The following is a 25,556-nucleotide window of genomic DNA, read 5'->3' on the forward strand; positions in this document are numbered from 1 at the left end:
CTAATGCGACTATTCTTTTCCCATATTATCTATCTTTTTGGTTTTTTCTCCCTCCGCTCGTACGGTCGGAACTTCAACCAGTTTTTCTGTCCTAACTAATTCCAGCACCTGCTCGATGAGGCGCTTGGGGTCAGAGTCGTATACAATTTTTCCCGGACCGCGATGCATTTTAGACACTATATCCTGCAGCATATCTGCCACACCTCCAGTCCCAAGCAAAACGCCTATTGGTTTATTATCTTCAAAAGCAATTGAAAATTCGTTGAATGTGCCCATACGTCCGCATACGAATATTACGGCATCGGCCGCGCGAGTAAGAATTAAGTTTCTACCGGCATAATTAAACCCCGTATACACTATGATATCAAAATTATCTACTGGAAGTTTGTAATATTTTATATGTTCTTTCTCTGATACCGCTGGAGAAAATCCAATAGACATTCCTCCCTCTTCTTTTGCGCCAATTGCCGCCCAGTAGGGCGCGCCGGTTGTAGCGCCAGTAACCAGCACTCCGTTATGGCGAATAATCTCCTTACCTACTTCTTTTGATTTCTCTAAAGCCTCTGGAGCGCAGTGGCCGGTTTCCGCGGCGCCTGAAACACAAATTTTGTATTGCATAAATGAAAATTATATTTATATAACAAATGATTCTCCCGCGGTTGGCGCGACCGCGTCAACGCCTAGATTATCGCGCAATAATTGCGACAAAGCCAAGGCCGCCGCTTCTTCTCCCTGCACCACAAACACTTTGTTCAGGTGACCCATTTTGTTCATTTCATTAATCCAAGAGTAAAGGCCATCCTGATCTGCATGAGCAGAATATCCGCCGATTGCCTTAATACGAGCGCGCACGGTTACGTCTTGACCAAGAATTTTTACTTCATCCGCGCCATCCAGCAGCCTTCTTCCGAGAGAACCGGCAACCTGATATCCAATGATTAGCAACGTACTGTTTGGATCGGAGAGATATCTAATCTCATGATGCAGTATCCTGCCACCAGTCGACATACCGGAACCCGCAATAATAATTTTGGGCGCTAGGACTTCATTTATCTTTTTTGACTCATCGCTAGTATATGTAAATTGAAGACGAGGAAAATCAAAAAGCTTGTCTCCTTTCGCAATAAGATGCATTGCTTCTTGATTGTAGTATTGCGGATATTTTGCGTAAATCTTAAGCGCGTCGATTGCCATTGGACTGTCAATAAATATTGGCACTGAGGGAATACGATGGTTTTCAATAAGCAAATTAAGCTCATAGAGAAGCTCTTGCGTGCGCTCGACCGCAAACGATGGAATCATCAACACCCCTCCTTTAGTGATTGTGTCTTCTATTGTGTCCTCCAGCATATTCTTTCTTTCCCCCGCTTCCTCGTGGCGCCTATTACCATAGGCTGATTCAATAATAGCATAATCAACACCCTCAATGTTTTCCGTTGGCCTAATTAGAACCGCGGAAGGATTTCCCAAATCGCCCGAGAATGCAATTTTCTTCTCCTCCCCTTTTTCATTCTTCACCCATACCTCGATAATCGCAGATCCTAATATATGGCCTGCGTCACGAAATCTAACTCGAATATCATTGTTTATTAAAAACTCCTCGTTATAGTCCACTCCCCTGCAATGCTCCACCACGTCCTGCACGTCTTCTTTGCTATATAACGGAATTGAATTTTCTCGCCTAGCCTCTGCCTCTAATAAATCCTGACTATCCTCCAGCATGATTTTAATTAAATCTTTGGTGGGATTTGTGGAAATCACTTCGCCCCGGAAGCCGTCTTTGAATAGTTTTGGCAAACGACCGGTGTGGTCGATGTGCGCGTGAGTTATTAAAACCACAGTAACTTGCTTCGGGTCATAAGCAAAAGGCAAGGTGTTTTGGTCTTCCGCGTGCTTGCCTCCTTGAATAAGCCCGCAATCAATAACAATCTTTGTCTTTTCTGTTTCTATGAGATAATTTGAACCGGTGACGCTTCGCGCCCCGCCGTAAAAAGTAAGTGTTGTCATATTAAATGTTTTTTAACATTTTTTTGTTAAAAAATATATCTCGTTACTCAACAATGCCAATAAGAGTTATAAAAAGGAGGGGCTGCCCCTCCTTTTGCCCGCCTTGTATTGCGGATCAGTTGTTAGCACGAGCGAGAATGATTTCACGCGTTCCAACTACATCGGATATTTCGTCAACAACAAAAAGTTTTTCAGTTTGCGCGAGTGGACCATCATACTCCTCACCTGCCCATGTTTCACCGGGAATATAGATACCAAAACAATTTGCTTCGAGCGCTGGCACAACATCCCACTTATAGGCATTGCCCACGCTCACAACGATGTGGGTAGAGAATTGAGCCGAAATTTCATTAAACACATCTGGTGTTTTTTTCATCTTAATATAAATGGCATTTCTCCCAAACCACCTATTGAGCTGCAGTGCTAAAATTTTTTCAGCTTGACAGCGCGGATCTCCGCGCGTAAGCAGTGTGAGCGCATCGCCGTATTCTTGCAACGCGTTAAGAGTTGCTTCCGCTCCGGGTGCTAGCCCAAGCCGTCTATAGTATCGTGGCTCAAAAGCACGCATGCCTATATTATAAACACACCTCGCAACCGATTCATCGTATTGCATCCTAAACTGATGGCATAATTGTTCGTAACAACGCGTAAGCGCTGTGGGGAATCGTTCGATCGTAACTCCGTAAATTTCGCCTGTTTGAGGATTAACTTCCTCCAACATTGCTTGAGAAATAGTTTCTACTTGCCGCGCGATTCTTCCCGCGAAGGGAAGCGCTCTATGTCTTATTACTTCGCTTTCAAGATATTTATAAAAAGCAATAAAGGCGCGGCTGAAACATCGTTCATTCCAAAATAGGGTATCATCAAGATCAAAAATCCATAGAATTTTTTGACAATCCAATTCTTTACCTCCATAAATTTTAAAAGTACCTTTTATTATGCCCCCGAGAGGGTTCGGCTGCGAAAAATTTCCGTTAAGAAATTTTTCGCAGCCCGCCCTGTAATATGACAATATTGACACACTACTTAAAAAAGGACAAGCTTAATCTAGGTCTTTTACTTGCGGGGAGGTGTAAGATGGATTTTTCTCATCTTCTTTATGATAGCGATATTAGATTATATGATAAGGATAATTGGTGGCAGAACGTGCGTAACGCCAGGGAAGCGTCTGGGTGCATAGTTAGAGCAGTTAAGCTTCCAAAAGAAACCGTTGATAGGCCCAGGAGCCCTCTTACGGTTGTGTTTGTTATAGACCATGAACTCTCTGTCGTAATAAGGAATACCGTTGCCCGCGTATCTTTGGGTTTCAGAAAAGGTGTGACTAGTTGTTCGCTCGAAGGCCATCATGACATAGAACCCTTCAAGAGACCCGTTATTCGGATCCTGGGCACTATGGAAGGTACCTGTGTCGTTCGACAATACCCCCCCTACACTACTGATCGCAAAAATGTCGCGGGAATTTTTATTACCTTGCCCGAATCTCTGATTGTGGACGAAGCTCGTACAGAAGAATTAATACGCCAATGGCTAAAGCGCTGCGGCTATGTGCTAGGCGATATATTGAGGCTATACGGCCCGCCTCCCGTGGCTTCGGCGTAATTAATTTTTTGCTAAGGGCTCTTTTTACAAGAGCCCTTTTTATTTATTCTACCAAGTATTTACAAGATATATTTTTATGATATAATTTTATAAGGAGGTGACCTTTGAAAAAACGGTTTATTGTCTCTGGTATCGTCCCTAATATTGGCAGTATACGAGAGTTTGTTTCGGCTTATTCCATCAAACAAGCACTGCTTCTTATTGCTAATCGCCTCAAGAAAAAACACGGTCACACCGTCGTATTTCTTGGCGACTGTGTGGTCACGGAACGCTGAAAGCCCTTGGAGAAATTCGAGGGCTTTTATTGTGGCCGCTTGGAAACTCCTTGAGGTTTAGCCTCGAGGAGTTTCCAAATTCTCAATCGCCTCCGCTTCTAACTTTTTAAACTCTTCACCTAGATTAGCTTCCGCGCCTTCTACATCACCGATACGCGCTTTAGTTTCCGGATGCAGGGGCACAAAAAGTGAGCAGCAGTCCTCGTATGGCTGGGTGGAAATATCATAAGTTTTAATACGCCTTGCCCACGCGATTGTTTCCTGTTTATCTTCTCCGATGTTCGGACGAAGTATTGGAACGTCTGACGCCTTGTCTATTACCGCGATATTTTCCAGCGTCTGTGACGCCACCTGACCAACGCTCTCCCCTGTTACAAGCGCGTGCGCTTGCAAGTCTCTTGCAATGTGGCTTGCAATGCGAATCATAGAACGACGATATAAAATCACGCGCAATTTATCCGGAGCATGCGCGCTAATTAATTTTTGAATATCAAGAAACGCTACCGCATATAGGCGAAGCGGCTCTGGCGACCAATCCTCCAAAACGCGCATGAGATTCTGTACGTTCTCAAGTGATGCGCGAGAGGTTTGAGGATAACTATGAAAATGAACAAACGCTGGAGTACATCCCCGCTTCATCATCTTCCATGAGGCAACGGGCGAATCAATGCCGGAAGAAATTAAAGAAACGACCCTCCCCGCCGACCCCACCGGCAACCCGCCGGGGCCGGCGTATTTTTTGGTGTAAACATACGCTCGGTTTTGCACAACTTCTATATATATCGTCAGGTCGGGATTCTGCATCTGCACTTTTGCTTGCGATTTTTCCTGAACATACGCGCCGACTTCGCGGTCTATATCCATGGAGGTCATGTGAAAATTTTTCTGCGCCCGGCGTGTTTGTATTTTGAATGTCATGAATGATTCTTTCTGCGCAAGACTCCATACTAATTCTTTAAGTTCCAATAAATCTGGCTTGCATTCTTGAACGAATGAAAAATTGGCAATGCCAAAAACCTTTGACAATTTTTCTTTAGCCAAATCTTCATTCTCCCCCTCTACGACTATTCGTCCTTGCAAGACGTTAATGCGCTTAAGCCCTTCGACTCCGCTCAGGGCTTTTTTAATGTTGAACGCCAGAAGATTTTCAAATGTTTTACGATTGCCTCCCTTCAGCCCAATCTCATTATAATGAATAATTATCATACTATTTATCCTGAAATACTGCTTGCATTTCGTTCCAAACTTTATCATCTCCTCCCTTAACCTTCGTCCAATACCACCACTCTGCACCCCACAAGTACGCCGTGTCAAAACCAGTTTGACGCACATAGGCAATATTATCCGCCAGCATATCCGGGCTCATGGTCTTGTATTGATCTTGCAAAGAATACCGTGAAATAGGCGGTTGCACAACCCATGGCTCGGCTTGCACCTCGCTGAAAATAACATCGTCCAAAGGAAACAGCCAGCGCGCCCAAAGCATTTTTCTATAATACATCACCGGCGGATAAGGATAATGCACATAGCCAAGAGTCGGATTATGAATTACGCGATAAAGAGTACTGCCTATAATATTTGCCCGCTGGCCCGCCTCAATCCAAAATGAATTTTCTCCGGTGTCAGAAACTATTATCGGCCGCGACGGATCAAGTTCGCGCACCAAGTAAAGTTCATCGTCTAGCAATTCTTTGTCTCGCGACGGACAAACGCCAAACCGCAACAGCGATTCGTTTTCCACCTGCCACGCCCATATCGTGGGGTCGTTTTTGTAATGCATCACGACGACGCGCAGCATCTTAAAAAGGCGCGCGGATTTTTCTTCCTCGCTTAACCCTTGATACCAACTGGGGAACCTACATTCCGGCCAGCGTGGAAGTTTAAATCCAATTACAAGTATTGCTTTGCCATCGCGCTTTTTCAACTCCTGCAGTTGAAAATCCCATGGCGCAAAATCGTATTCATCTTTTTGCGGCTCAAGCTCGTCCCAATATACGGGCAACCGAAAATTTCTCACCCGCATGTCATCGAGTAGCGCCATGTAAGTTTCCTTCCAATCAAGCCCTAAATCTTTTGCTTGAGATTGCCCAAAGGTAACACCCCATGTAATCTTTTCAGCGGGCTTTGCTATGCCCAGAAATAAATATCCGGAAATAAAGATAAACACAGCCAACACGCCGAACAAAACCCAAAAAAGATAACGTATTAATTTCTTTGCCATATCATTGCTTCAATAAAATAAATAGCCCTATTGCCAACAGCGCCACTCCAAGCCCCCTAACTATTAATGATTTTCCGCTTAGCGTTTCATGCAAGATTCTTGGATCGCGTATGCCAAATACTACAACCATCACCACTAGAAATAAGTACTGCACCCCTTGCAACGCGTTGATGATGGCAATTTCGCCGACGTTGGCAATTGCGATAGCATATTGCTGGGCAAGAAAACCCAACGCCCCACCGCCCTTTCCCATTACCATTGGCAATAGAATATTTTTTCTTTTCAACGGGTTATGCGCAAATACAGTAGCTCGTACTCCGGGAATAATAAGGAGCGAGGCCGCAGCCAAGAATCCGCCAAAACGCATCCAGATAAATCCATTAACAAATGGCAAGAATTCAAAAACCATCTTTGCTGATACAAATCCTGCGGCAAAAAGAAAGGCGGTAATTATAGCGTGAATTAAATCCGTGGCAGATGGGACATAATGCCTTTCTTTAGGGTCGGCGGCCAAAAGGAATGTTGCCGGAAGAAGTATAAATAGCGCGACTTGCAGCTGCTTTGACAGAGAAACGCCTTCCAGCCCATCGTGCAAACTAGAAATTAGTATCAGTGTCATTATGGGCAAAAACGCCCCCACCAACGGTACAACTCTAGAGACATTGCCGTGCAATGTAGTGTGATATAAAGCAAACAATGCTAGCACGCTTATTATTCCCGCGGCAAAACTAAGCGCGATAATCCATAATTGTGGAACAAAAAATCCAAAAGGAATAAAAATAACCGCGGCAATGCCGGTTATTCCCGTATAAAACGTGTAGACTAACGGACGCTGTAACGGACCAGCCAAAAGATAGCGGTCAGCAAGAGATGAAACTGCTAAAAGAAAATACGCGAGAATGGCAAGAAAAATCCAGAGCATTTTATAAAAATGAAAAATGAAAAACTTTGGTATCGCCTATGGCGATAAATATATCCATCCCGCAACTGCGGGACTCCTTAACTTTTCACTTTTAGTTTTTAATTTAGGCATAAATTGAAGTTAAACTTCAATTTATGCTTCGCGTCCGGCAGATTTCTCCGTATATCTTTCCGCTTGGCCGCATGCGCCGCTTGAATGTTTCAAAATTTACTTCCACCAAACCAAATCGCTTAGTAAATCCTGTTTCCCATTCAAAATTATCAAGCAGTGACCAATAGAAATATCCACGCACATCAATCCCTTCCTCCATCGCCTTGTGCAACCACATTAGATGGTCATGAATATACGCAGAACGCTGATCATCATCTTCGTCTGCAATTCCATTTTCTAAAATATAAAGTGGCTTTTTATATCGCGCAGCATTTTTAACCACACGATAAATACCCTCGGGATAAATCTCCCAACCGCGATCGGTTACCTTCTTATTCTCATTCTGATTAAACCACTTCTCGTAATGAGACAGGCGCACGTGAACGCGATTATGATTGTAATAATTGATACCAATGAAATCCTGTTCTCGCCCTATGCGATCCCAAACCCAATTATTGATTATGTATGAAATTATTGGAACAAATAGACGCGAGGCAAGCTCGTTGTGATAGGCATCAAAAAAATTATTCGCCTGCGCCATACCGACTTGCGCTTCATTATTAATTCTGTGCAAAATACGGTACGCGATTTTATGCGCCCTCACCATATTACTAACGGCAATTCCATACCCCCAAAAACTATTTTTCTGAAAGGGAGGCCAGTCGCCAATACGATAGCCGTGAGACCCAAAAATCATCGGCTCGTTTATTGTGACCCAATACTTAACTCCTTTAATATGGCTAGCTACAAATTCAACATACCTACTAAAATACTCTGGCATCTTAGAATTATTCCACCCTCCTTTTTCAGCAAGCCAAATTGGATTAGTAAAATGATGAAGTGTCACGAACGGCTCTATCCCTCTCGCGCGCAAAGCATCAATAACTTTTTGATAATGCTCAATCTCTTTTTCATCAAACCTTCCCTCCTCCGGCTCTATACGCGACCATTCAATTGAAAAACGATGGGCGTTCGTGTTTATTGATTTTGCCAAATCAAAATCCTCCTCGTAGCGATTGTATGAGTCGCATGCTCTGCCGGATCTGTACTTTACGCGCCCGTCCTGCTCTCCCTGCCACCAATCGTTATTGGTATTATCGCCTTCCACTTGGTGCGCGGAAGTTCCGGTGCCAAAATAAAAATCTTTAGGAAATACTATTCCCATCTGTTGCTAACGTCATTGCTTCGCCCCGCCATAGCAGGGCGAAGCAATGACGCACTGAAGCTAATTTCTTGAGTTGCGGATGAGTCCGCCGCAAGGTTCAATGGCGACTCCTTTTTCCTCTAATGTGTCTAAAAATAAATTCATACCAATTGAGTCGGAGCTCATATGTCCAGCTACTATCACGTTGATATGCGCTTGATCGGCGAACTCACGATGCTTTTCTGATTGATGCATCGCGATCACCGTACCCACGCCCGCCTGCGCCATTTTTTCGTAAATATCAGGCGCGCCCTCGGTGCCTCCAGTTATTTCCGTAACCGCGATAATGCCAGCGCGATTTTCTCTATTGCCCGCAAAAAGTTGCGGACCAAAACCCATACGCGTTGCCTGCTTGTATTCGGGAACTTCCATCAGCATATCAAAAACCTCACCAACACGATAAGGCTTTTTTGTTTCAACAAGATTTTTCAAGAATTGAAACGCCATGTTGTCGGTCACGGTGTGCGTGCACATAAATGGCATGTCTGCCAAGCGCGCAATTTCCACCACGCGGTAATGATTGCCGGGAGAAAGATTGCGTGTAACTTCTAAAATACGCTTGTTGAGCATCGCCTCGGCAACATTGATTGGCACGCCATAATCGTTCAGCACGTCTGCCTGCATGTGCATCACGTCGTCAAGCCCGGCAAGCGCGATGCCCTCTGGGTGATGGGCAATACACGCCTCTACGTTTCCTAGCTGCTTTGCAATAATAAGCTCGCCGTCATCAATATCAATGCCGACCATCACTTTTTTTATTTCGCGATCACTCCCGCCGTACAATATGCGCGTATCAGAATAAGGGTTTTCCAAGCGCTCCATGTCGTAATACGCTTTATCTTTTTCTTTCATCGCCTCATATGCCTTGCGATTTTCTTCCAAAACACGACGAGCTCCCTGCTCTCCTCGCGGGTCAGCTTTCATTCCTAGATCCACTGCTTGCTTGTATATATCTTGTAGTTTCATAAGTGAAGATTGGTTTTATTGAATAATTAGTATTTGTCATCTCGAATCCCGCCGTAGCGGGTGAGAGATCTCTCGTCGTTGCGACGACTTCGAGATGACAACACAAATAAAGTATTAAATTACTCAACAATAACCATTGCTAATTATAATTGCACCACTAATTCCGCTCGTATCGGAAAATCGTGTTTAACATGACCGCTCTTGAACGGCGCCGAAAAACGATCGGCCACATTAGATGCCGCGGCAGATTCTGGCTTGATAAACACATCAAACCCAAGTCCGCGCGCCATGCCCACCACTTCTTTAATCATACTTTTAGTTGGCCCGCCCTCGCCAACGTCAATATGAATTTCAATGTTGTGGCGTAAAATCGCATCACCGCACTCAAGCTCCGCCGCGCGCTTCTTTAATAGCATACCCATCTCACAAGCGAGCCACGCTTCGGTGTGAATTTTCTGCTGCATAGTATTAATATTTTCTCTGCGCACGCGGGTAATAAAAAAACGCCCGCCTTGACCCACGCGATGAATGGTTATTGCGACTGGAAAATCTATCACGTTATAACCTTCTCCATCAGATCCAACCGCAATCCGATATTGGCGCTCCGGCGCGTCATTGATGTATGAGCTTAACTCAAAAATTACTTCATCAATACTGGTTAAAACGCCTTTTGTTTGATTAAAAAACCGCATAATGAATACTTCCACCCTACCACGAGATGCTGTCTTTTTCCAGCCCGCCGCCAAAGCAAAACAAAATCCCGACACGATACCGTATCGGGATTATATATTTCTTCTCCATAAAAGAACAAAAAACGAAATGCCTAGGGGAATGAAGAATATCCATCCCAAGTCTTGTTTTTGAGGTGCGGTAACGAACGCCTGGCCTGTATCTTTCAGCTCGCTGCGCAAAATATTGACTAGCTCGTCGTCCTGATACTGTTCAAGGTAAATTCCGTTTGTCTGCGCGGCAAGGTTGCGAAGCCACTCGCTCTGTAAAAAAGAAAAATATTCCTTACCGTTTGATGTGGCATAAGAACCAGTAAAGATACCATCCTCGTCAACCAAGGGAATTGGCGCGCCGTTTTTAGAACCAACACCCATAACAACAAGTTTTAAATGTTGAGCTTGAAATTCGTCTATCATTTGATCTATTGCGCCAGATGAATATCCAGAACCTCCGTCTGTCAGAAGAATTATATGGGACACGTCCTTGTACATCTCTGATGAGAAAATTCTTTTGGCTGCAACCCTGAGAGCATTTATAATATCAGATCCGCGTTCCGGAATCCTGTCTACCACCATTTCATGGGTTATAACTTCCCACAGTATATCCCTATCACACGTAACAGAACTAACAGGAAAAGTTAATTTGGAAAAAAGAAACACTCCGAAGCATGCCTCTGGAACACCATCAATTATTTTTTGCATGACACTTTTTGCTCTATCAAGCTGCGAGGGAGAACTTGGCCCTTCTCGAGCAGCCATACTCGTGGAAGTATCTACGACAAACACATATTGTCCGCTAATCCCTTTTTGCGCCGCGACACCGATAAAGTATGGCTGTGCCATAATTATTATCAGCGAAACCAGGGCAACACAACTCAAAATAAACTTTAATAAAGCGTCTCTCTCCACCCTTTCGTGGTCTTCGTGCAAAGCCTTGCGCACATCTCGTTGTTTTCGCGCCTCTCGCGCGATAAATACAGCAATAAGCGGCAATACCATCAAACCGATAACTGCATAGGGAAACTCTACTTCCATTTAATAATCCTTGGGAGATTCGCCGCGTCCATAACCATCTCCTTTATCATTTCCTTGGCTCGACTGATCCGATTGTTGTTGAGCGGGCGACGACAAGTCCTTCTTATCGGTTTCGTTCTGATGCCTTAGAGAAAGTAAAATTTCTAGATTCAGTTTGGCGTCTTCGTCCCGCGAATCCAGACGCACTGCTTGCTTCAAGGCTTCTTCTGCCGCCCGCGACGGGCCATAGTCTTTGTTTTGAGCGAGTCCCGTGCCAAAATTATACGCGCTTGCCTCGCGTACCTTTTTATCTTTCGCGTCTGACGCGAGTCTAGAAAAAATCTTCAACCCGTCTACTTGTTCTTGTTCGTTTTTCATTGCCCTACTCGCATTGTTGTATAATTCCATGTCATAAGAGAATGGATATGGCCAAAACCACACAACGACAGCTAGCGCGCATCCTGCGACAAAAATCTTTTTCCCCAACCCAAGCGGCCATATAAAGCGTCTTAGCTTGCGCAAAATTTTCATTACGCTCTCCTTTCGCTGTTATAACGATTGGCGACCATAAAGAAAATGTTTTCGGAAAGAAAAATCAAAAGCAACAGCGCGAAGAAAAAAGATGCCGCGGCATAGAATCTTAGGCTTGTATCATATGCGCGATTCGGTGTGTTGAGATCGCGTTGGTATTCCGTATTCTCAATAAGAGAAAAAGCTTCTTTAGTGTCTGCTGGTGATGTTGCGGAGAAAACGCGCACATCATCATCTTCAACGAATACTCGCTGAATATCTTTGGCAACCTCCTGATTTGTGGCAATGCCTAACACATAAATACGAACTCCTTTGGCGCGCAATCGCTTTATTGAATTAATTAACTCTTTGGGATTATCAAAAAGGTCTGTGATTAACAAAAATACTTTGTCGTTCGCGTATTCCGCTTCTTGAAGTATTTTTTCTCCTGCCAAAAATGCTTTTGGCGTATTTGTGCCGCCGGAGAACGAATATAGCTGCGATAGATCATTCTTTGCGGAGATATCATCTTGGAAAAGCACATTTTCCAAAAACACCATATCGCGTGAAGGATATGTGACTATAAAGGAATCATTGCTAAAAAGAATCAGGCTAATGCGTTCGTTCTTTTGACTCCTTACGATTTCTCTAAATGATTCGCGCGCTAATTGATAAGGTGTTAATCCTTCCTCTTTGTCATAACCCACTGATACGCTCATGCTGTATGAAACATCCAACAGCACGATAAAATGCTTGAATAATTCCTTGCGATTTGTTTGGGTAATGTCCTGGGTCGTAATAATCCTAGGATCGGCCAATGCAACAGTAAAAACAAATATACCAAAAACAAGGAGTATCGTTCGAAGGTTTTTCATAAAACCAGCTCTACTGCCGCGCGGCAACAAATCAATATCGCTTACGCTAAATGCATATTGTTTTTTTCGTCCCAGTGATTGATATACCAGCGCCGCAAGATACGGCACGGCTATCAAAAGCAACCAGGGGGAGGAAAAATAAAAAGTTCGCAAAATATCAAACAATGCGCTCATTGTTTTTCCCCCCTTCTTTCAAAGTATCGCCGCAAAATTATCCCTAGTAGTTGATAAGCAAGCACCGCATCGCTCTCTTTGGGATCGTATCTGGCGTACGCTATCTCGATCAACGCCCACAAATTCCCCCATACCGCGCGTTGTTCTTTAGGGAAATACTTCCCCCAAATCTGGATCGATGTAAAGCCCTCGTCTTTTGCAAGACCGTGCGCAAATAACTCAATCTCAAACAGCGCTCTTCGCGAATCATGTAATGTTTTTCCAATTTCTTGATATCGCAGCCGCAAAAGATCATTTTGTGACATAGACGATATTATGCGATTCCGATGCCTCAATTTTCTTTCTATGAAAACAATAATTGGCGCACTAACTAGTGAGATGGCAATAACTGCCGCGTAAATTCTTGTGAGCCATCGCCAATTAAAAATTTCTTTCTTGAGCGGGGCGAAATCAGCTTCTTCGGCGTTCACGCGACGTTCAATTTTTATAATAGTCCGCGGCACACCAATTGTATTCCTTTGAGAAGTTGCTGGGTCTAGAAAGCTAATTTTCGACGGGCCAATCGCATAACTCTCTCCTGGAATTATTTCTACCGCCTGCAAAAGATATTTTCGCGAATAACTTACAATATCGCCCTTCATGCTTTTCTCTTGCGCGTAAGCAATAATATTATCAAACGGTTTAAGAGAAATAGAATTATTTAACTCCTGCTTATCTAGTTCTACAAGCGAAGGCCGGTATGTCACTGTCGCCACAAACCAAAATTCATTACCTGCGTATATGGTTGTCGGATTAGTATCCGCGGTAAAAGAAAATTTTTCTCCGGCGTTTAGATTGCCTACACTAATATTGGCACTATCATATGGCACAAGTACACACGCCGCCAAAGCAATTAGGAGGGCCGCAAGAATGCGCGCGCTCCTACCTTTTACTGTGATTAGTCTGACAAATATTTCCATCTTGCGCCCTCCTTTCTTTAACCAGAGTGAAGTCTTTGCCTAGTTTTGCGACTAAGAAAAAAGTTAGAAAAAACCCCGAATAACCCCCCAAGACTATAGTCGTCAATGTGTATCGACTCAATGCCCGCATTGCGAAAAGCGGCTTGCAGCTCTGTAAATCTTTTTTCATTAGCCGTTTTGATTTCACGCTGATCTTCCGGGGTTAACCACAATTCCCGCTGACGTTCTGCTTCTTCGTCGTATAAGACAAAACTAATGGGAAAGTCAAAGACGGGAAAAGTGTATTCCAGATCGTCTTGCACGATGACTGGAATAATATCGTAGCGATGAGCCAGTTGCTTAAGAACCTTTTCTCTTTCGTCACCCGAAACATACAAACCGAGAAAATCAGAAATAACAAACACGATACTGTGTGGCTCAATTGTTCTGTGCAGATGTTGATATAGCGCTAGAAGAAAATCTTGTTTGCTCGATTTCTTATCTTGCCCGCTCCCCAGCCTCCGATAAAGAGAAAGGAATTGTTGTTCTCCGCGTCGAGGATTAAGATGATTTTTCCAATCGCCTAGAAAGGCAAGCTCAAACGAGCTTTCGTGTTTATAAGCAGAAAAAAGCAACGTGGCAGCAGCGTTAATCTGAATAACTTTTTTACTTCTTAATCTCATAGACGCCGTTGCATCGCCATAGATTACAACAGTCAAATCGCGCAGCGTTACGCGATCAACGATCGTCTGAACGCCGCGTTTTGCGCTAATGCGCGGGTTTACGCGCCTGATATTATCCCCGATACGATAATCGCGAAGAGAATCGATATCAAACCCCTCGCCGTGATACACGCTATCCCACTCGCCGGGCAAAATGCTTACCACTGGATGCAACGGGACCAGTGGAACGCGATATCTTTCCAAGGCTACTAAGAATTTATCCATCTATTTTTCCCCTCTAATCACTTCATCGCAAACCTTTTGCACAAAATTTTGGATTGCTTTTTCGTCCTCCTCCACGCCTAGTTCAAATACTAAACGGTGACGAAGAATACGCAGAGCAACACCTTGAAGATCTGCTGGCGATACATAATTACGTGAATTAAGCGCGGCATGAACCCGCGCCGCCTCAACTAGCGCAATCGGTACACGAGGAGAAGCGCCACCAAAATGGGCAATAATACCCTCTCCGCATTGATCTTGCTCCGGACGCGTTGCCTGTGCAATTCGCGCGGCAAGTTCATAGATACGCCGTTCAGCATGAAGGGAACGAATAGTATCGCAAATTTCCAATACGGTTTGCGCGTCCATTACTTGGGAAATAGCGATGTCTTCTTGTTTTTGCGTAGAATAGCGCCTAGCAATTTCTATCTCATCCTCAAGTGAAGGATATTGCACAAGAACTTTCATTAAAAATCTATCAAGCTCCGCTCTGCCCAGAGGATATGTGCCTTCTGCTTCAAGAGGATTTTGTGTAGCCATAACCATAAATGGTTGCGGCAATGCGAGTGTTTCTCCTCCCACCGTAACTTGCTGCTCCTGCATCGGCTCCAAAATCCTGCTCTTTGATTTTGTACTAGCGCGGTTAAGTTCATCACACAGAAAAAGATTGGTGAATACGGGCCCTCTTTCTACAAGTTTGGTACGTTGATTTTCACTATCAAATACCTCCACGCCCACAATATCCCCGGGCAAAATGTCAGATGCAAACGAAACACGCCTGCAATCCAAAGACATTGCCCTTCCCAAGGTTTTTAGCAAAAGAGTCTTCCCAAGCCCCGGTGCGCCTTCAAGCAACACATGCCCGTTGCAAAACAAACATATAAGCACTGATTCTACCACATCATCCATGCCAACAATAACCTTGCGAATCTCTTTCTGAAGCATGGATATTTCCCGCACCGCCTCACTAATTGTCATGACGCTCATTTTGTTCCTCGCTTTCTTTATATATTGTCAAAGTACGCTCGCCCCTCTCTTTTTACAGAAAAAGGACAATTCCTCTGCACGAATTAATATCGCATGCAGAAAAATTGTCCTTTTAGGGATAGAGTCGGCGTTGCCTGCCATAATGGAAGCAGCTTGCCCTTTCCTTTCCGAAGGAATCGCGCATCATATTGTTACTTGAATGGTTTATCGTTTTTCGTACCACAAAACCTAGCTGGGGTCAACTGTTTTCAGCTTTCTGTATTCTTCTCTGACAACCGTGCGATCGTCCCAAGGAATCCTTCCATCTTTCACCATCATCCACGGCTCGCATCCCTTGCCGGTGACAATGACCACATCGTCTTGCTTGGCTATGTTTAGGGCATGTCTTATTGCTTCCCGACGGTCTAAAATTTCATTCGGTTTCGAAATTCGAAATGCAAAATTCGAAATTCCAAATTTTATTTCCGATAAAATCTGGCTGGGGTTTTCGTTGTAGGGATCCTCATCTGTCAAAATAATTTCGTCGCAATGTTGCGCCGCAATTTTGCCCATCTCCGGCCGCTTCCATTTATCTCGCCCTCCGCCGGCGGAACCTAGCACGCAAATTAATCTGCTGCTAACTGCTGACAGTCGACCGTCTACCGCTGACCGCTGACCGCCCTCGTAAGCAGTTGTCTGTTGTCTGTTGTCGATTGTCTGTTGTCGGTAGACTTCGAGCGTTTTATAAACATTTTCCAACGCGTCTGGCGTATGCGCGTAATCTACAAATACTGTAAACGGATCCTTAATTACTATTTCCATACGTCCTGGCTCGCCTTGCACTTCCGCAAGCGCCTCTTTTATTGTTTCTAATTTCACGCCCTGTGCTTTTGCCGCGCATATTGCCGCCATCGCGTTTTGTACATTAAACTCGCCGAAAAGATTAAGACCAATTCTAGTACCCAGTACATCGAATGAAGTTCCGTTTTTTCCAAGTATTGTATTTTCAGCTTCTATAGTTTTGAATTGCGAATCATGAATTGTGAGTTGTGAATCTTTATGACTTAATTTATAAACCAACTTTCTCTCCGCGTTAAACTTCAAAAAGTAATCCGCGCTGGGATCATCGCCGTTCACCACCATTGTTTTTACGCTCTTGAATAGTTCGCTTTTTGCCTTGCGATAGTTTTCAAATCCGCCGTGACTCTCAATGTGCTCGGGCGTAACATTGGTAAGCACCGCTGTATCAAAATTAATAAACTTATGACGATGCTGCGCGATCCCCTCTGACGTCACTTCCACCACAGCGTACTTGCAGCCGGCATCCACTGCCTCGCGCAAAAACCTCTGCGTCATCATTCGCCCGGGCATAGTCATTTTTAAAGTATTCAAAGATTCTTTTCCCGCGACGCGAAATCTAATAGAAGAAGCGGATGCCACAAGTTGATTGTCTTTTTCCAAAATACGCGCGATTAAATCAACGGTTGTTGACTTGCCATTAGTGCCAGTAACCCCAATTAGCACCATCTTTCGCCCAGGAAAACCGTAATAAGCCGCGGCAAAAAAAGCCGTAGCCCAGTAATACCAGTCCAGCAAAAACCGCGGGATGAGTTTTTTTAGTATACTTTTCATTATCTCTACATTCTATATCTTACCTTTCAATGTGTAAAAAAAGTAAGATATTTTGTTTAAAACAAAGTCGTATGAACCAATATAGTTCACTTCCCGCCCGCCGAACCCTCGCTTGAATCTTGTCACGCCTGGCCATTTTTTCTCATCAATACCCCAAAAATCATAGGTCTCATAATTTTGCTTTTTTGCCTCTTTTATGATTTCCCAGTGCAATTGATATGGCGCCATTAAGTTTCTATGTCCGTAATCGGACGCGCCGTGAAGATAGTAGGCTTGATTTTCAAAAAATAATACTATTGCTCCAGCTAATATCTTGCCATTCTGTTCCGCTAAAAATATTTTGCACGCCGCTCTGCTTTCTACCCCATCCCCCATACCAAAAAATGAAAGTAAAACACGGTAGTATTCTTTTTCATGTGTAAAAAATTTATCTCGCTCCGCGGTTTTTTGAAGAAGATTCCAAAAAATTTCGTAGTCCTCTTCTATATTTTCCAACTGCCTTATTTGCACGCCATTTTTTTGCGCTACACGGATGTTGTAGCGAGTTTTAGGATGCATGCCGACCAGCAATTCTTCTTCGGTCTTTTTTAGATCCATTACAATCGTTGACTGTGGTTGAATAAACTTGGCTGATTTCTTAAATCCAACTTTCTCCAGTACATCAACTTGCCTGGCATCTTCCATCATCGGCTCAAATTTAAAAAACATCGCCTTTATTTCTTGGGCGATTTCTTTTACTTCACTTAGTATCTGTGGGTTGTAGCTTGCGCCAGCCGCGTACAACGACTTTTGCCCAAACGGCATTACTCTTTCCAATACCAGCATGCCATCACTTGTCCGCCAAGTTTTTCGTTGAAGCGCCTTTTGAAATTGCTCCCACTCTTTTGATTGTAAGAAGTGCATAGTGTGTGTAAAAAATTTTCAATTTTCAATGATCAATTTTCAATCAATGACCTAATGTCCTAATTTTCTCCGCCTGAGGCGGATCAGCCTATGGCTGAAAACACACGATTAGAAATTGAAACATTGAAAATTTATTGCGTAGAGCAACGTGGTTGCCACGCAACTCTACGTTGTAAATTGAAAATTGATCATTGAAAATTCAGTTATCGTCCCCCTAAAATCTTCAGCGCCGCTTTAATTTTCTCTTCGGGCGTCACAGGGCCTTCGGGAAGCGCTCGCAAAACTTTTTGCGCATCGCCTCTGGAATAGCCAAGAGTGGCTAGCGCCTCCAGCACATCAGTTTCTTCTTTAATATTTCCTGGTAACGTGCCCCACTCTTCGCCGTACTTATCTTTTAATTCCAACACCACTTTTTGCGCGATTTTATTGCCAATGCCAGACACACGCGTCAGCATCGTAGTATCACCCGAAGCAATGGCGCGTTGAAGCGTATCAACCGGCGCGGCATTCAAAATCCCCATCGCGCCCTTCGGCCCGATACCCGAAACTGTCAGCAAAATTCTAAACATCTGCTCGTCCGCCTTAGTCGGAAAGCCGTAAAGCTCCATCACTGTTTCGCGAATATAGTGAAAGGTATAAAGAGTTTTGTCTTGGCCTATTTCGCGCGCAAATTGCGGAATATCGCGCGGCACGCAAAAAATCCGATAGCCAACACCCTGCACGTCACAAAGCACGGCGTTGTCCTCTACTTCTAGTATTTTACCTCGTAGGAATCCTATCATAAGCCAATTATGGCACTATTTACCCTAACCCTCAAGTTATGCTATAATAGTGTGCTTTGGAAAGTAACAATGAATATGCGTACGTAAGTAAGAGTGTCATCTAGAACGCCCTGCCGTTGCGGGGCGGAGAGATCTCTCGTCGTTGCTACGACTTCGAGATGACAAAATTAGGGAAATAGATAAGCTAGGTAAGTAACTTTATGAAATTCAAACTTGTCTCCCCATTTAGTCCCACCGGCGACCAACCCCAAGCAATCAAACAATTGTCCGAGGGCGTTTTGACTGGAAAGAAACATCAGGTTCTGCTTGGCGTTACAGGATCAGGTAAAACATTTACCGTGGCTTCGGTGATTGAAAAAGTACAAAAACCGACGCTGGTTATGTCACCCAACAAAACTCTCGCGTGGCAGCTGTATCAGGAGTTCAAGGAATTTTTTCCGGACAACGCTGTGGAATATTTTGTCAGCTATTACGACTATTATCAGCCGGAAGCATATATACCCCAGAGCGATACATACATAGAAAAGGACGCGCGTGTTAACGAAAAAATCGACCAGATGCGCCACCAGTCAGTGCAAAGTCTTTTAACTCGCAATGATGTTATAGTCATCGCTTCTGTGTCGTGCATCTATAACCTTGGCTCTCCCAAAGAATATCAAGCTGTTAGCGTGCGCATCGCGCAGGGGCAAAATATATCACGCCAACAATTCTTGCACGAGCTGGTGCGTTTAGGATACACGCGAAATGACATTGCTCCGGGCCCGGGAAATTTCAGCGCTAAAGGCGCGCAAGTAAAAGTGCATCCTTCAACCGGCCTTAATGTAGTACAGATAGAATTTGATAAGAATACTGTAAGTAAAATCGCGATGGTAGATGATACGAAGATGTTGAAGCTTAGCTTCAACGAGCTCGTTGAAGCTAAGCTTCAACATCTTGTGGACACAGTATCAATCTTCCCAGCGCACTTTTGGATAACGCCGGAAGAAAAACTGCGTATTGCAATTGTAAATATAAAACAAGAATTGCAAACAGCTCTGGCGAATTTGCGCGCGCAAGGAAAACTGCTTGAAGCGCAACGCCTGGAAAGCCGCACCAATTACGACATTGAGCTGATTGAGCAAACAGGCTGGTGCCACGGCATTGAAAACTATTCTTCGCACTTGGAGTTCCGCCCGGAAGGTTCTTCGCCCTACACTTTGCTTGATTATCTCGCCGAGTCACAAAAAGATTTTCTCACGATTATAGACGAATCACATCTTGCAGTCCCGCAGGTTGGCGGCATGTATTTTGGTGACAAAGCTAGAAAAACGACATTGGTTGATTATGGCTTTCGATTGCCTTCAGCCAAAGACAATCGACCGCTTAAGTTTAGCGAATTTGAGGATCGTATTGGCCAGAGAGTATATGTAAGCGCCACGCCCGGGCACTACGAATACGACGAAATAAAAATACAGGACGAGGAACAGTCTCTTTTAGGAAGGACCGACCCTCCTAATGCCTCGCTGGTGGAACAGGTCATCCGCCCGACCGGCCTTGTTGACCCATCGATAGAAATTCGCCCCACAGAAAACCAGATGAGAGACGCGATTGCGGAAATTGAAAAGCGTATCGCCAAAGGCCAGCGTTCTCTCGTAGTTACTATTACAAAGCGCCTCGCTGAAGATATTGCGGAATACTTGGCAGAGGAAAATATTACGGCCGCCTATCTGCACTCGGAAATCCACACGCTGGAACGGCCAAAAATTTTGCGCGATTTACGCCTTGGCGTGTATGACGTTTTGGTGGGAATAAATCTTTTGCGCGAGGGATTGGACTTACCAGAAACCTCTCTTGTAGTTATTTTTGACGCGGATAAAGAAGGATTTTTGCGCAACGAAACAACGCTTGTGCAAACTATGGGTCGCGCCGCGCGCCATCTTGAGGGGCACGTAATTATGTACGCCGACCAAGTCACCGGCTCCATGAAACGCGCTATATCCGAAGTTGACCGCAGACGAAAAATCCAGATTGCCTACAACGAAGAACACAACATCACCCCTAGAGGAGTAGAAAAGAAGATATATGATATGCCGGACGGGCTTAATCAAGAGGAAGAAAATGAAGAAGATTACTCCCCTGTCCAGAAACTAGATGCCGGCGCGCAAAAGGAGATTGAAAAGCAAATGAAAATAGCGGCCAAAAATTTGGACTTTGAGAAGGCGGCGAAGTTAAGAGACAAACTCAATAGAACCGCTTTATAAATACTTGCTTAGAATTAAAAACTATGCTAACGTAGCCCATATGCCTATTACTAAATCAGCTAAAAAAGCTTTGCGACAAAGCGCCAAGCGACGCGAGCACAATTCGTCTGCCAAAAAAGCGATGAAAAACGCTATTAAGGACCTAAAGAAGCTCGTCCGCGAAGGCAAAACAGAAGAAGCTAGAAAACAGCTTCCGGCAGTATACAAAGTGCTTGATAAGTCGGCTAAAACCAATCTTATTAAGAAAAATACTGCGGCGCGCTACAAGTCACGCATTGCAAAATCCGTGGCAAAATAGCCACTGCTGTGGCTCGCAGAATAACGCAGACTAAACGCGGAAAAACGCAGACAATTTCTGCGACTGTCCGCGTGTGTCAGCGAGTGCCCCGCTAAAGGCACTGGCGACACGAAGCGCAAGGAGCTCTACACCCAACTGCGGGTCTAGAGCTCCTTGTTTTATTAACACGTCTGTTTCATGCACCGCCTGCATTAAATCTTGAGCAGACTGCCACGAAATGCGCCTTGCCATATGAGATGTTTTGCGAAGAACAAATGGATGAACGCCAGCCAAAAACCCTTTCTTGTTGAAAGGGTTTTTGGCTACCCCCTCACTCTGCGATTTTAGCGCAGTGACAACACGCATCTGCCGCGCGATCATGGCAAGCAGGTAAAGAGGATCATCCCCTGCTTTAATATGGCTTTCAATTTGCGACAAACTATTCTTTACATCACCCGCAAAAAGAGCGTCTATTGTTGAAAAAATTTGTACTTGTTGGGGCGGTGGGGCAAGCATCTCCACGTCAGATTGTTTTATAGTCCCACCCTCAGCATAGGCACGAAGTTTTTGAATGTCGTTAGCCGTCTGCCATGAATCACCTTCACGCCACTGGCTAAATAGCGTTAACGCTTTTGGCTCAAACAAAATACCGTGCGCCTCGGCAAGCTTTAACACCCATGCGCGAAACGCGGGACCGCGTAAAAAAGAAAATTCCTGTTTTTTTTCAGCTATCTTTTCTATCACAGAGGATTCCTTCACCGAGCTTGCCAGCGCTTCATCCCAGAAAACAATAAATGCCTGCGTGTCATCGGCAATGGCGGCGTGGTTTTTATTCGCCCCCAAGTCGCGCAAGAAATCCTTGCTTTCAAGCGCGCGCTCCACAACAATAAGACGCTTTGGCGCAAATAAAGATCTGTCGCCGAAACGCTCCCAAAAAATACCAAAACCGTCTTGCGGCGCATAGATAGTGGACTCTGCGAGACCGCTGCCATATTTACTCCTATATGCCCCAACAAACTCACGCATTTTAGCTCGCGAGCGATATGTGTCTGGTCCGTGCAGAAAGATAATCATCACTGCAATACTAGCACGAAAATCGCTTGAGGATTAGGACTTACGCTTTTGCCTGTCATCTTTAATGTAGAAATACATTCTCTTGTATTTCTTGTTAAACGTAGAAATACATTCTCTTGTATTTCTTGTCGAGGAGTAGAAACTCCGAGAGATCTCTCGTCGTTGTTACGACTTCGAGATGACAAACTATCTATATCCAAATGCATTCAAACGCGCAAATCCTAAGAATAAAAAATTTGCTTGTGTTTTCCTTGTTTATTCTACTGTTGATTATTTTTAGAAACATTGTGTATACACGCCATATCTTATTGTATACAAAAATACACAGTTTGTAATGAAAAATAATCAGACATAGGGCGGGGTGTTGTTTTTGCTTTATTTAAGCCAAAATACAAACTGTGTATAACTTTTGTGAGCAAACATTTTCGTGTATTTTAAGATTGCAGTTGTTTCTTTTTATACACATTGGTATAATAAAAGATGTCCCCATTGTTATACACAGGTCTTTAGAATAAACTTACTGCAGTGGGTTAGACGAATAATTACTATTTCTCTGTGGCCCAGACCCCCGCCCAGCCACCACAAAGAAATAGTAATTATTCGGCTCTTCATTGATGCAATACTATGAAACCTTTTGAAAAACCATCACGAAACATGCAGTTATTGGGCCAGTATCTTAAATCCTTGCGCCTTGATTTTGGGCTAAGCATGCACGAGATAGCACGCCGCACTTCTCTCACTCCAAGCTATATATCTAAAATTGAATCTGGCGCGGTATTTCAATCAATCACAGTGCAAACACTTCAAGAGTTTGCTAAGGCATACAACTTGCCCGTGCAGCTCATTTTGGAGCGCGCTGGTTTTATCGAAGAATCTGCCGATGGCCTGCCAGCCCTCGGCGCATACCTTAAATCCAAACACCGTGCGCCGCACCAGGCGGTGCAGGAAATGGAATTGGCGTGGGAAATAATCAAGAAGAAATATTTATTGGATCGTACTCAATAAGCAATACAAAAGCCTCCACAATTGTGGAGGCTTTTGTATTGCTTATATTATTCTCCTATCCAATCAACCCTAGTCCCGGGATCGGCAATTTGAATCCACATAGTACCCCTTACTAAAAATACTTGTTTGCCATCTTTATCTAAAAACTCTAACGGGCTTGAAAGTTTTCTGGCATCTTTACGCCATTTAGCTTCCTGCCTTATTCCTTTCTGAAAAACCAGCGCGTCTCCCTCGCCCGTCACCGCCACCGTATTGTAATCTTTCTCTAGTTGGTGTGACGGCGCGAACATCACAACCACAACATCCGCGCTAACTTGTTGCTGCGTCAACGCGTCAACTTCTTTCATATTACTGCGTGAACGTAAATATTTACCCGAGGATGGATCATAGGCGTAATCAACGCGGGCGGGATAATAAATCTTCAGTGTGCCGCTTTTATCGTTTCTCCCTTCGTTTGAGATACGGGCATATCCTGCAAATGTAGATGTTAGACTATAATCCAATCCCTGCGCCGCACGCAACATATTATCAACCGACGTAAAGCCGTTATGCGGCGCTCTCACATATGATTTACGCCAGAATGTGTTAAATGGGTTCACTAAAGCATCGATACGATCTATAACATTCAATTTTAATTCGTCTAACGCGTAGTGCGACCCTCCCCAATGAACAAATATCGCGTCAAAACCCGCGGCAAGCGGAATAAAATCGTGGCGCGCGGAACGAACAGACCCTATTTCTGACGACAAACTACATTGAAAAAGCGCCATCATGCGGTTAATGCCATTTGTAATCACCGGCATTTCAATAACAACATCAGCCAACCCAATACCTGAAAGCGGACGAGCGACCTGATCTTCGGCCATCATCACGGCAAACGGCCTGCGTCCCGCGCTCTCGCCTTGCCCTTCCGTAGCTTTAGGCGAAGGAGGGCACGGCTCGCCGCGTAGAGAACTTATTGGTAAAATTATTTCTGGCACATCTTTTGCTACGGGCGCATTATTTTTTTCTTCCAGCGCCTTGTCAAACACCATAATCCTGTTGGGAATAATAAAAATACCCGCCGCGCCGATAAGCCCCGCGCCTATTGTTGCCAAAAAAACCGCCTTTTTGCGGTTTTTTATCTGTATTAGAATATTATCTATCGAAAAAATAAAAATAAAGATTTAATAAATAACCCTTCCTTCGAGATGGTCTTTTGCGACAAACCCGAACCGTCGCGAATCAAAGGAGCTAGCATCAATCTCGTCTCCTAAAATTAAATACAAATCATTCTGGACTTTGCCGTCTTGAAGTTGTTTGGAGAGAATGTTTGAAGAAATTGAAGAAAAAACGTATTTTTGACCAGCCGAATTTACAAGCGGCGTGCCGTTGAGAAGCGCATTCTCTCCTTGGAAAGAAATTTCATCGCCTGGCACCGCGCCAATCTTTTTAATCAATAAGTCATCTCGCGTAGCGAATGCAAGAATAGCCACATCTCCTCTTTGTACTGGATTGCACGAATAGTAACCATAAAGCGAGTGTACTTTCTGCCCATCTTTTAATAACGGGACCATGGAAACACCTTTAACGTTATCGCTTGCCTCTCTGGTTATGCATGCGGTTTCATGGCTCTTCTTCGTCAACAAAAACCCCCCTGCGGCTAGGATAATAGCGGCTGTAATGATTAGATACAGAAGCCTTCTATCGCGCAATGCGTTAAGCATTTTTTCGCTAATATATTGCATATAGAGGCTATTCCTATAAATCTTTTTTAATTTTTTCAATGATTTCAGCCGGTGTGAACTGTGCCTTAACTAGATAATCTTTAGCGCCCAGCGCTCGAGCGCGCTCAACGTCATCTTCTTGTCCCAAATTAGAAAGCACAATGACGGGAATGTTCTCTGTCTCTTTTTTCTGTTTAAGCTGGCGAAGAACCTCGAAACCGTCAATGCCCGGCAAAATTATATCAAGCAAAATAATCTGCGGCTTGTTGTTGAGCGCCTTATTTAATCCCTCCTCCCCATCAATCGCCTCGAAGACAGTAAAACCCTCTTCAATAAGCTTATGAACAATAAGATCTCTAAGAAATTGATCGTCTTCAACAACAAGAACTGCTGTAGATTTGGTTGTATCAAAACTATCTGTTTTTTCACTCATCTCTTGATTGT

General features: G+C 44.1%; 26 protein-coding genes. 4 read left to right on the forward strand and 22 right to left on the reverse strand.

Translation table 11 applies throughout. From position 1 onward, the window contains the following. Positions 1 to 9: 9 nt before the first annotated feature. The 3 genes from HYV65_01510 to HYV65_01520 all read right to left on the reverse strand — a co-directional run bounded on the left by HYV65_01510 (position 10) and on the right by HYV65_01520 (position 2,908). Positions 10 to 618: an LOG family protein gene (locus tag HYV65_01510; protein MBI2462893.1), complete on the reverse strand. Its 609-nt coding sequence runs from the start codon at positions 616 to 618 to the stop codon at positions 10 to 12. A gap of 15 nt (positions 619 to 633) precedes the next feature. Continuing rightward, a complete protein-coding gene (locus HYV65_01515) occupies positions 634 to 2,007 on the reverse strand; it encodes an MBL fold metallo-hydrolase (protein ID MBI2462894.1) in 1,374 nt (457 codons plus the stop codon). A gap of 115 nt (positions 2,008 to 2,122) precedes the next feature. Continuing rightward, positions 2,123 to 2,908, reverse strand: coding sequence for an HAD family hydrolase (locus HYV65_01520; GenBank protein ID MBI2462895.1), 786 nt, complete (start codon positions 2,906 to 2,908; stop codon positions 2,123 to 2,125). A 176-nt stretch (positions 2,909 to 3,084) separates the two neighbouring features. On the opposite strand from HYV65_01520, the gene HYV65_01525 reads away from it, so the two are divergent. Continuing rightward, positions 3,085 to 3,606: a hypothetical protein gene (locus HYV65_01525; GenBank protein ID MBI2462896.1), complete on the forward strand. Its 522-nt coding sequence runs from the start codon at positions 3,085 to 3,087 to the stop codon at positions 3,604 to 3,606. A gap of 332 nt (positions 3,607 to 3,938) precedes the next feature. On the opposite strand, the gene thiI is transcribed toward HYV65_01525, so the two are convergent. The 15 genes from thiI to ruvA form a co-directional block, all read right to left on the reverse strand. Next, complete coding sequence (thiI, locus tag HYV65_01530) at positions 3,939 to 5,087, reverse strand: tRNA 4-thiouridine(8) synthase ThiI (GenBank protein ID MBI2462897.1); 1,149 nt, start codon at positions 5,085 to 5,087, stop codon at positions 3,939 to 3,941. A 1-nt stretch (position 5,088) separates the two neighbouring features. Then, a complete protein-coding gene (locus HYV65_01535) occupies positions 5,089 to 6,102 on the reverse strand; it encodes a hypothetical protein (GenBank protein MBI2462898.1) in 1,014 nt (337 codons plus the stop codon). Position 6,103: 1 nt separating this feature from the next. Continuing rightward, positions 6,104 to 7,024, reverse strand: coding sequence for a hypothetical protein (locus HYV65_01540; GenBank protein ID MBI2462899.1), 921 nt, complete (start codon positions 7,022 to 7,024; stop codon positions 6,104 to 6,106). A 127-nt stretch (positions 7,025 to 7,151) separates the two neighbouring features. Further along, positions 7,152 to 8,339 carry a glycoside hydrolase family 1 protein gene (locus tag HYV65_01545; protein ID MBI2462900.1) on the reverse strand — a complete coding sequence of 396 codons (1,188 nt, stop codon included), beginning with the start codon at positions 8,337 to 8,339 and terminating at the stop codon, positions 7,152 to 7,154. A gap of 60 nt (positions 8,340 to 8,399) precedes the next feature. Continuing rightward, positions 8,400 to 9,344, reverse strand: a complete 945-nt coding sequence (locus HYV65_01550; protein MBI2462901.1) for an NGG1p interacting factor NIF3 — start codon at positions 9,342 to 9,344, stop codon at positions 8,400 to 8,402. A gap of 143 nt (positions 9,345 to 9,487) precedes the next feature. Continuing rightward, positions 9,488 to 10,111, reverse strand: coding sequence for a hypothetical protein (locus HYV65_01555; GenBank protein MBI2462902.1), 624 nt, complete (start codon positions 10,109 to 10,111; stop codon positions 9,488 to 9,490). Between the two features lie 15 nt (positions 10,112 to 10,126). Beyond that, entirely contained in the window at positions 10,127 to 11,107 is a 981-nt protein-coding gene (locus HYV65_01560; GenBank protein ID MBI2462903.1) for a VWA domain-containing protein, read from the reverse strand. After that, a complete protein-coding gene (locus HYV65_01565; protein MBI2462904.1) occupies positions 11,108 to 11,617 on the reverse strand; it encodes a hypothetical protein in 510 nt (169 codons plus the stop codon). Then, positions 11,617 to 12,645 (reverse strand): VWA domain-containing protein, encoded by a 1,029-nt coding sequence (locus HYV65_01570; protein ID MBI2462905.1) that lies wholly within the window; start codon positions 12,643 to 12,645, stop codon positions 11,617 to 11,619. The genes HYV65_01565 and HYV65_01570 overlap by 1 nt, the downstream gene beginning before the upstream one ends. Then, entirely contained in the window at positions 12,642 to 13,604 is a 963-nt protein-coding gene (locus HYV65_01575) for a hypothetical protein (protein ID MBI2462906.1), read from the reverse strand. The genes HYV65_01570 and HYV65_01575 overlap by 4 nt, the downstream gene beginning before the upstream one ends. 17 nt (positions 13,605 to 13,621) lie before the next feature. After that, complete coding sequence (locus tag HYV65_01580; GenBank protein ID MBI2462907.1) at positions 13,622 to 14,530, reverse strand: DUF58 domain-containing protein; 909 nt, start codon at positions 14,528 to 14,530, stop codon at positions 13,622 to 13,624. Then, a complete protein-coding gene (locus HYV65_01585) occupies positions 14,531 to 15,514 on the reverse strand; it encodes an AAA family ATPase (GenBank protein ID MBI2462908.1) in 984 nt (327 codons plus the stop codon). Positions 15,515 to 15,742: 228 nt separating this feature from the next. Beyond that, positions 15,743 to 17,125, reverse strand: a complete 1,383-nt coding sequence (locus HYV65_01590; GenBank protein ID MBI2462909.1) for a UDP-N-acetylmuramoyl-L-alanyl-D-glutamate--2,6-diaminopimelate ligase — start codon at positions 17,123 to 17,125, stop codon at positions 15,743 to 15,745. 12 nt (positions 17,126 to 17,137) lie between these two features. Next, entirely contained in the window at positions 17,138 to 18,028 is an 891-nt protein-coding gene (locus tag HYV65_01595; GenBank protein ID MBI2462910.1) for a peptidoglycan bridge formation glycyltransferase FemA/FemB family protein, read from the reverse strand. A gap of 203 nt (positions 18,029 to 18,231) precedes the next feature. After that, positions 18,232 to 18,810 (reverse strand): Holliday junction branch migration protein RuvA, encoded by a 579-nt coding sequence (gene ruvA, locus HYV65_01600; GenBank protein ID MBI2462911.1) that lies wholly within the window; start codon positions 18,808 to 18,810, stop codon positions 18,232 to 18,234. A 200-nt stretch (positions 18,811 to 19,010) separates the two neighbouring features. Between ruvA and uvrB the strand changes: the two genes are divergently transcribed. Together uvrB and rpsT are read left to right on the forward strand one after the other, a co-directional pair. After that, positions 19,011 to 21,050, forward strand: a complete 2,040-nt coding sequence (uvrB, locus tag HYV65_01605; GenBank protein MBI2462912.1) for an excinuclease ABC subunit UvrB — start codon at positions 19,011 to 19,013, stop codon at positions 21,048 to 21,050. Between the two features lie 40 nt (positions 21,051 to 21,090). Continuing rightward, positions 21,091 to 21,348 (forward strand): 30S ribosomal protein S20, encoded by a 258-nt coding sequence (gene rpsT / locus HYV65_01610; protein MBI2462913.1) that lies wholly within the window; start codon positions 21,091 to 21,093, stop codon positions 21,346 to 21,348. 30 nt (positions 21,349 to 21,378) lie between these two features. On the opposite strand, the gene holA is transcribed toward rpsT, so the two are convergent. Then, positions 21,379 to 22,401: a DNA polymerase III subunit delta gene (gene holA / locus HYV65_01615; protein MBI2462914.1), complete on the reverse strand. Its 1,023-nt coding sequence runs from the start codon at positions 22,399 to 22,401 to the stop codon at positions 21,379 to 21,381. Positions 22,402 to 23,025: 624 nt separating this feature from the next. On the opposite strand from holA, the gene HYV65_01620 reads away from it, so the two are divergent. After that, on the forward strand, positions 23,026 to 23,406 hold the full coding sequence (locus HYV65_01620; protein ID MBI2462915.1) for a helix-turn-helix transcriptional regulator: 381 nt from the start codon (positions 23,026 to 23,028) through the stop codon (positions 23,404 to 23,406). A gap of 47 nt (positions 23,407 to 23,453) precedes the next feature. Here the strand turns inward: HYV65_01620 and HYV65_01625 are convergent, their stop codons facing one another. From HYV65_01625 to HYV65_01635, 3 genes are all read right to left on the reverse strand, one after another. Beyond that, positions 23,454 to 24,503, reverse strand: a complete 1,050-nt coding sequence (locus tag HYV65_01625; GenBank protein MBI2462916.1) for a DUF3048 domain-containing protein — start codon at positions 24,501 to 24,503, stop codon at positions 23,454 to 23,456. Positions 24,504 to 24,572: 69 nt separating this feature from the next. Next, positions 24,573 to 25,133 (reverse strand): signal peptidase I, encoded by a 561-nt coding sequence (gene lepB, locus HYV65_01630; protein ID MBI2462917.1) that lies wholly within the window; start codon positions 25,131 to 25,133, stop codon positions 24,573 to 24,575. Positions 25,134 to 25,146: 13 nt separating this feature from the next. Beyond that, on the reverse strand, positions 25,147 to 25,545 hold the full coding sequence (locus HYV65_01635; protein ID MBI2462918.1) for a response regulator: 399 nt from the start codon (positions 25,543 to 25,545) through the stop codon (positions 25,147 to 25,149). Between the last annotated feature and the right edge of the window lie 11 nt (positions 25,546 to 25,556).

The organism is Candidatus Spechtbacteria bacterium (genome assembly GCA_016188605.1).
Lineage (GTDB): Bacteria > Patescibacteriota > Minisyncoccia > Spechtbacterales > JACPHP01 > JACPHP01.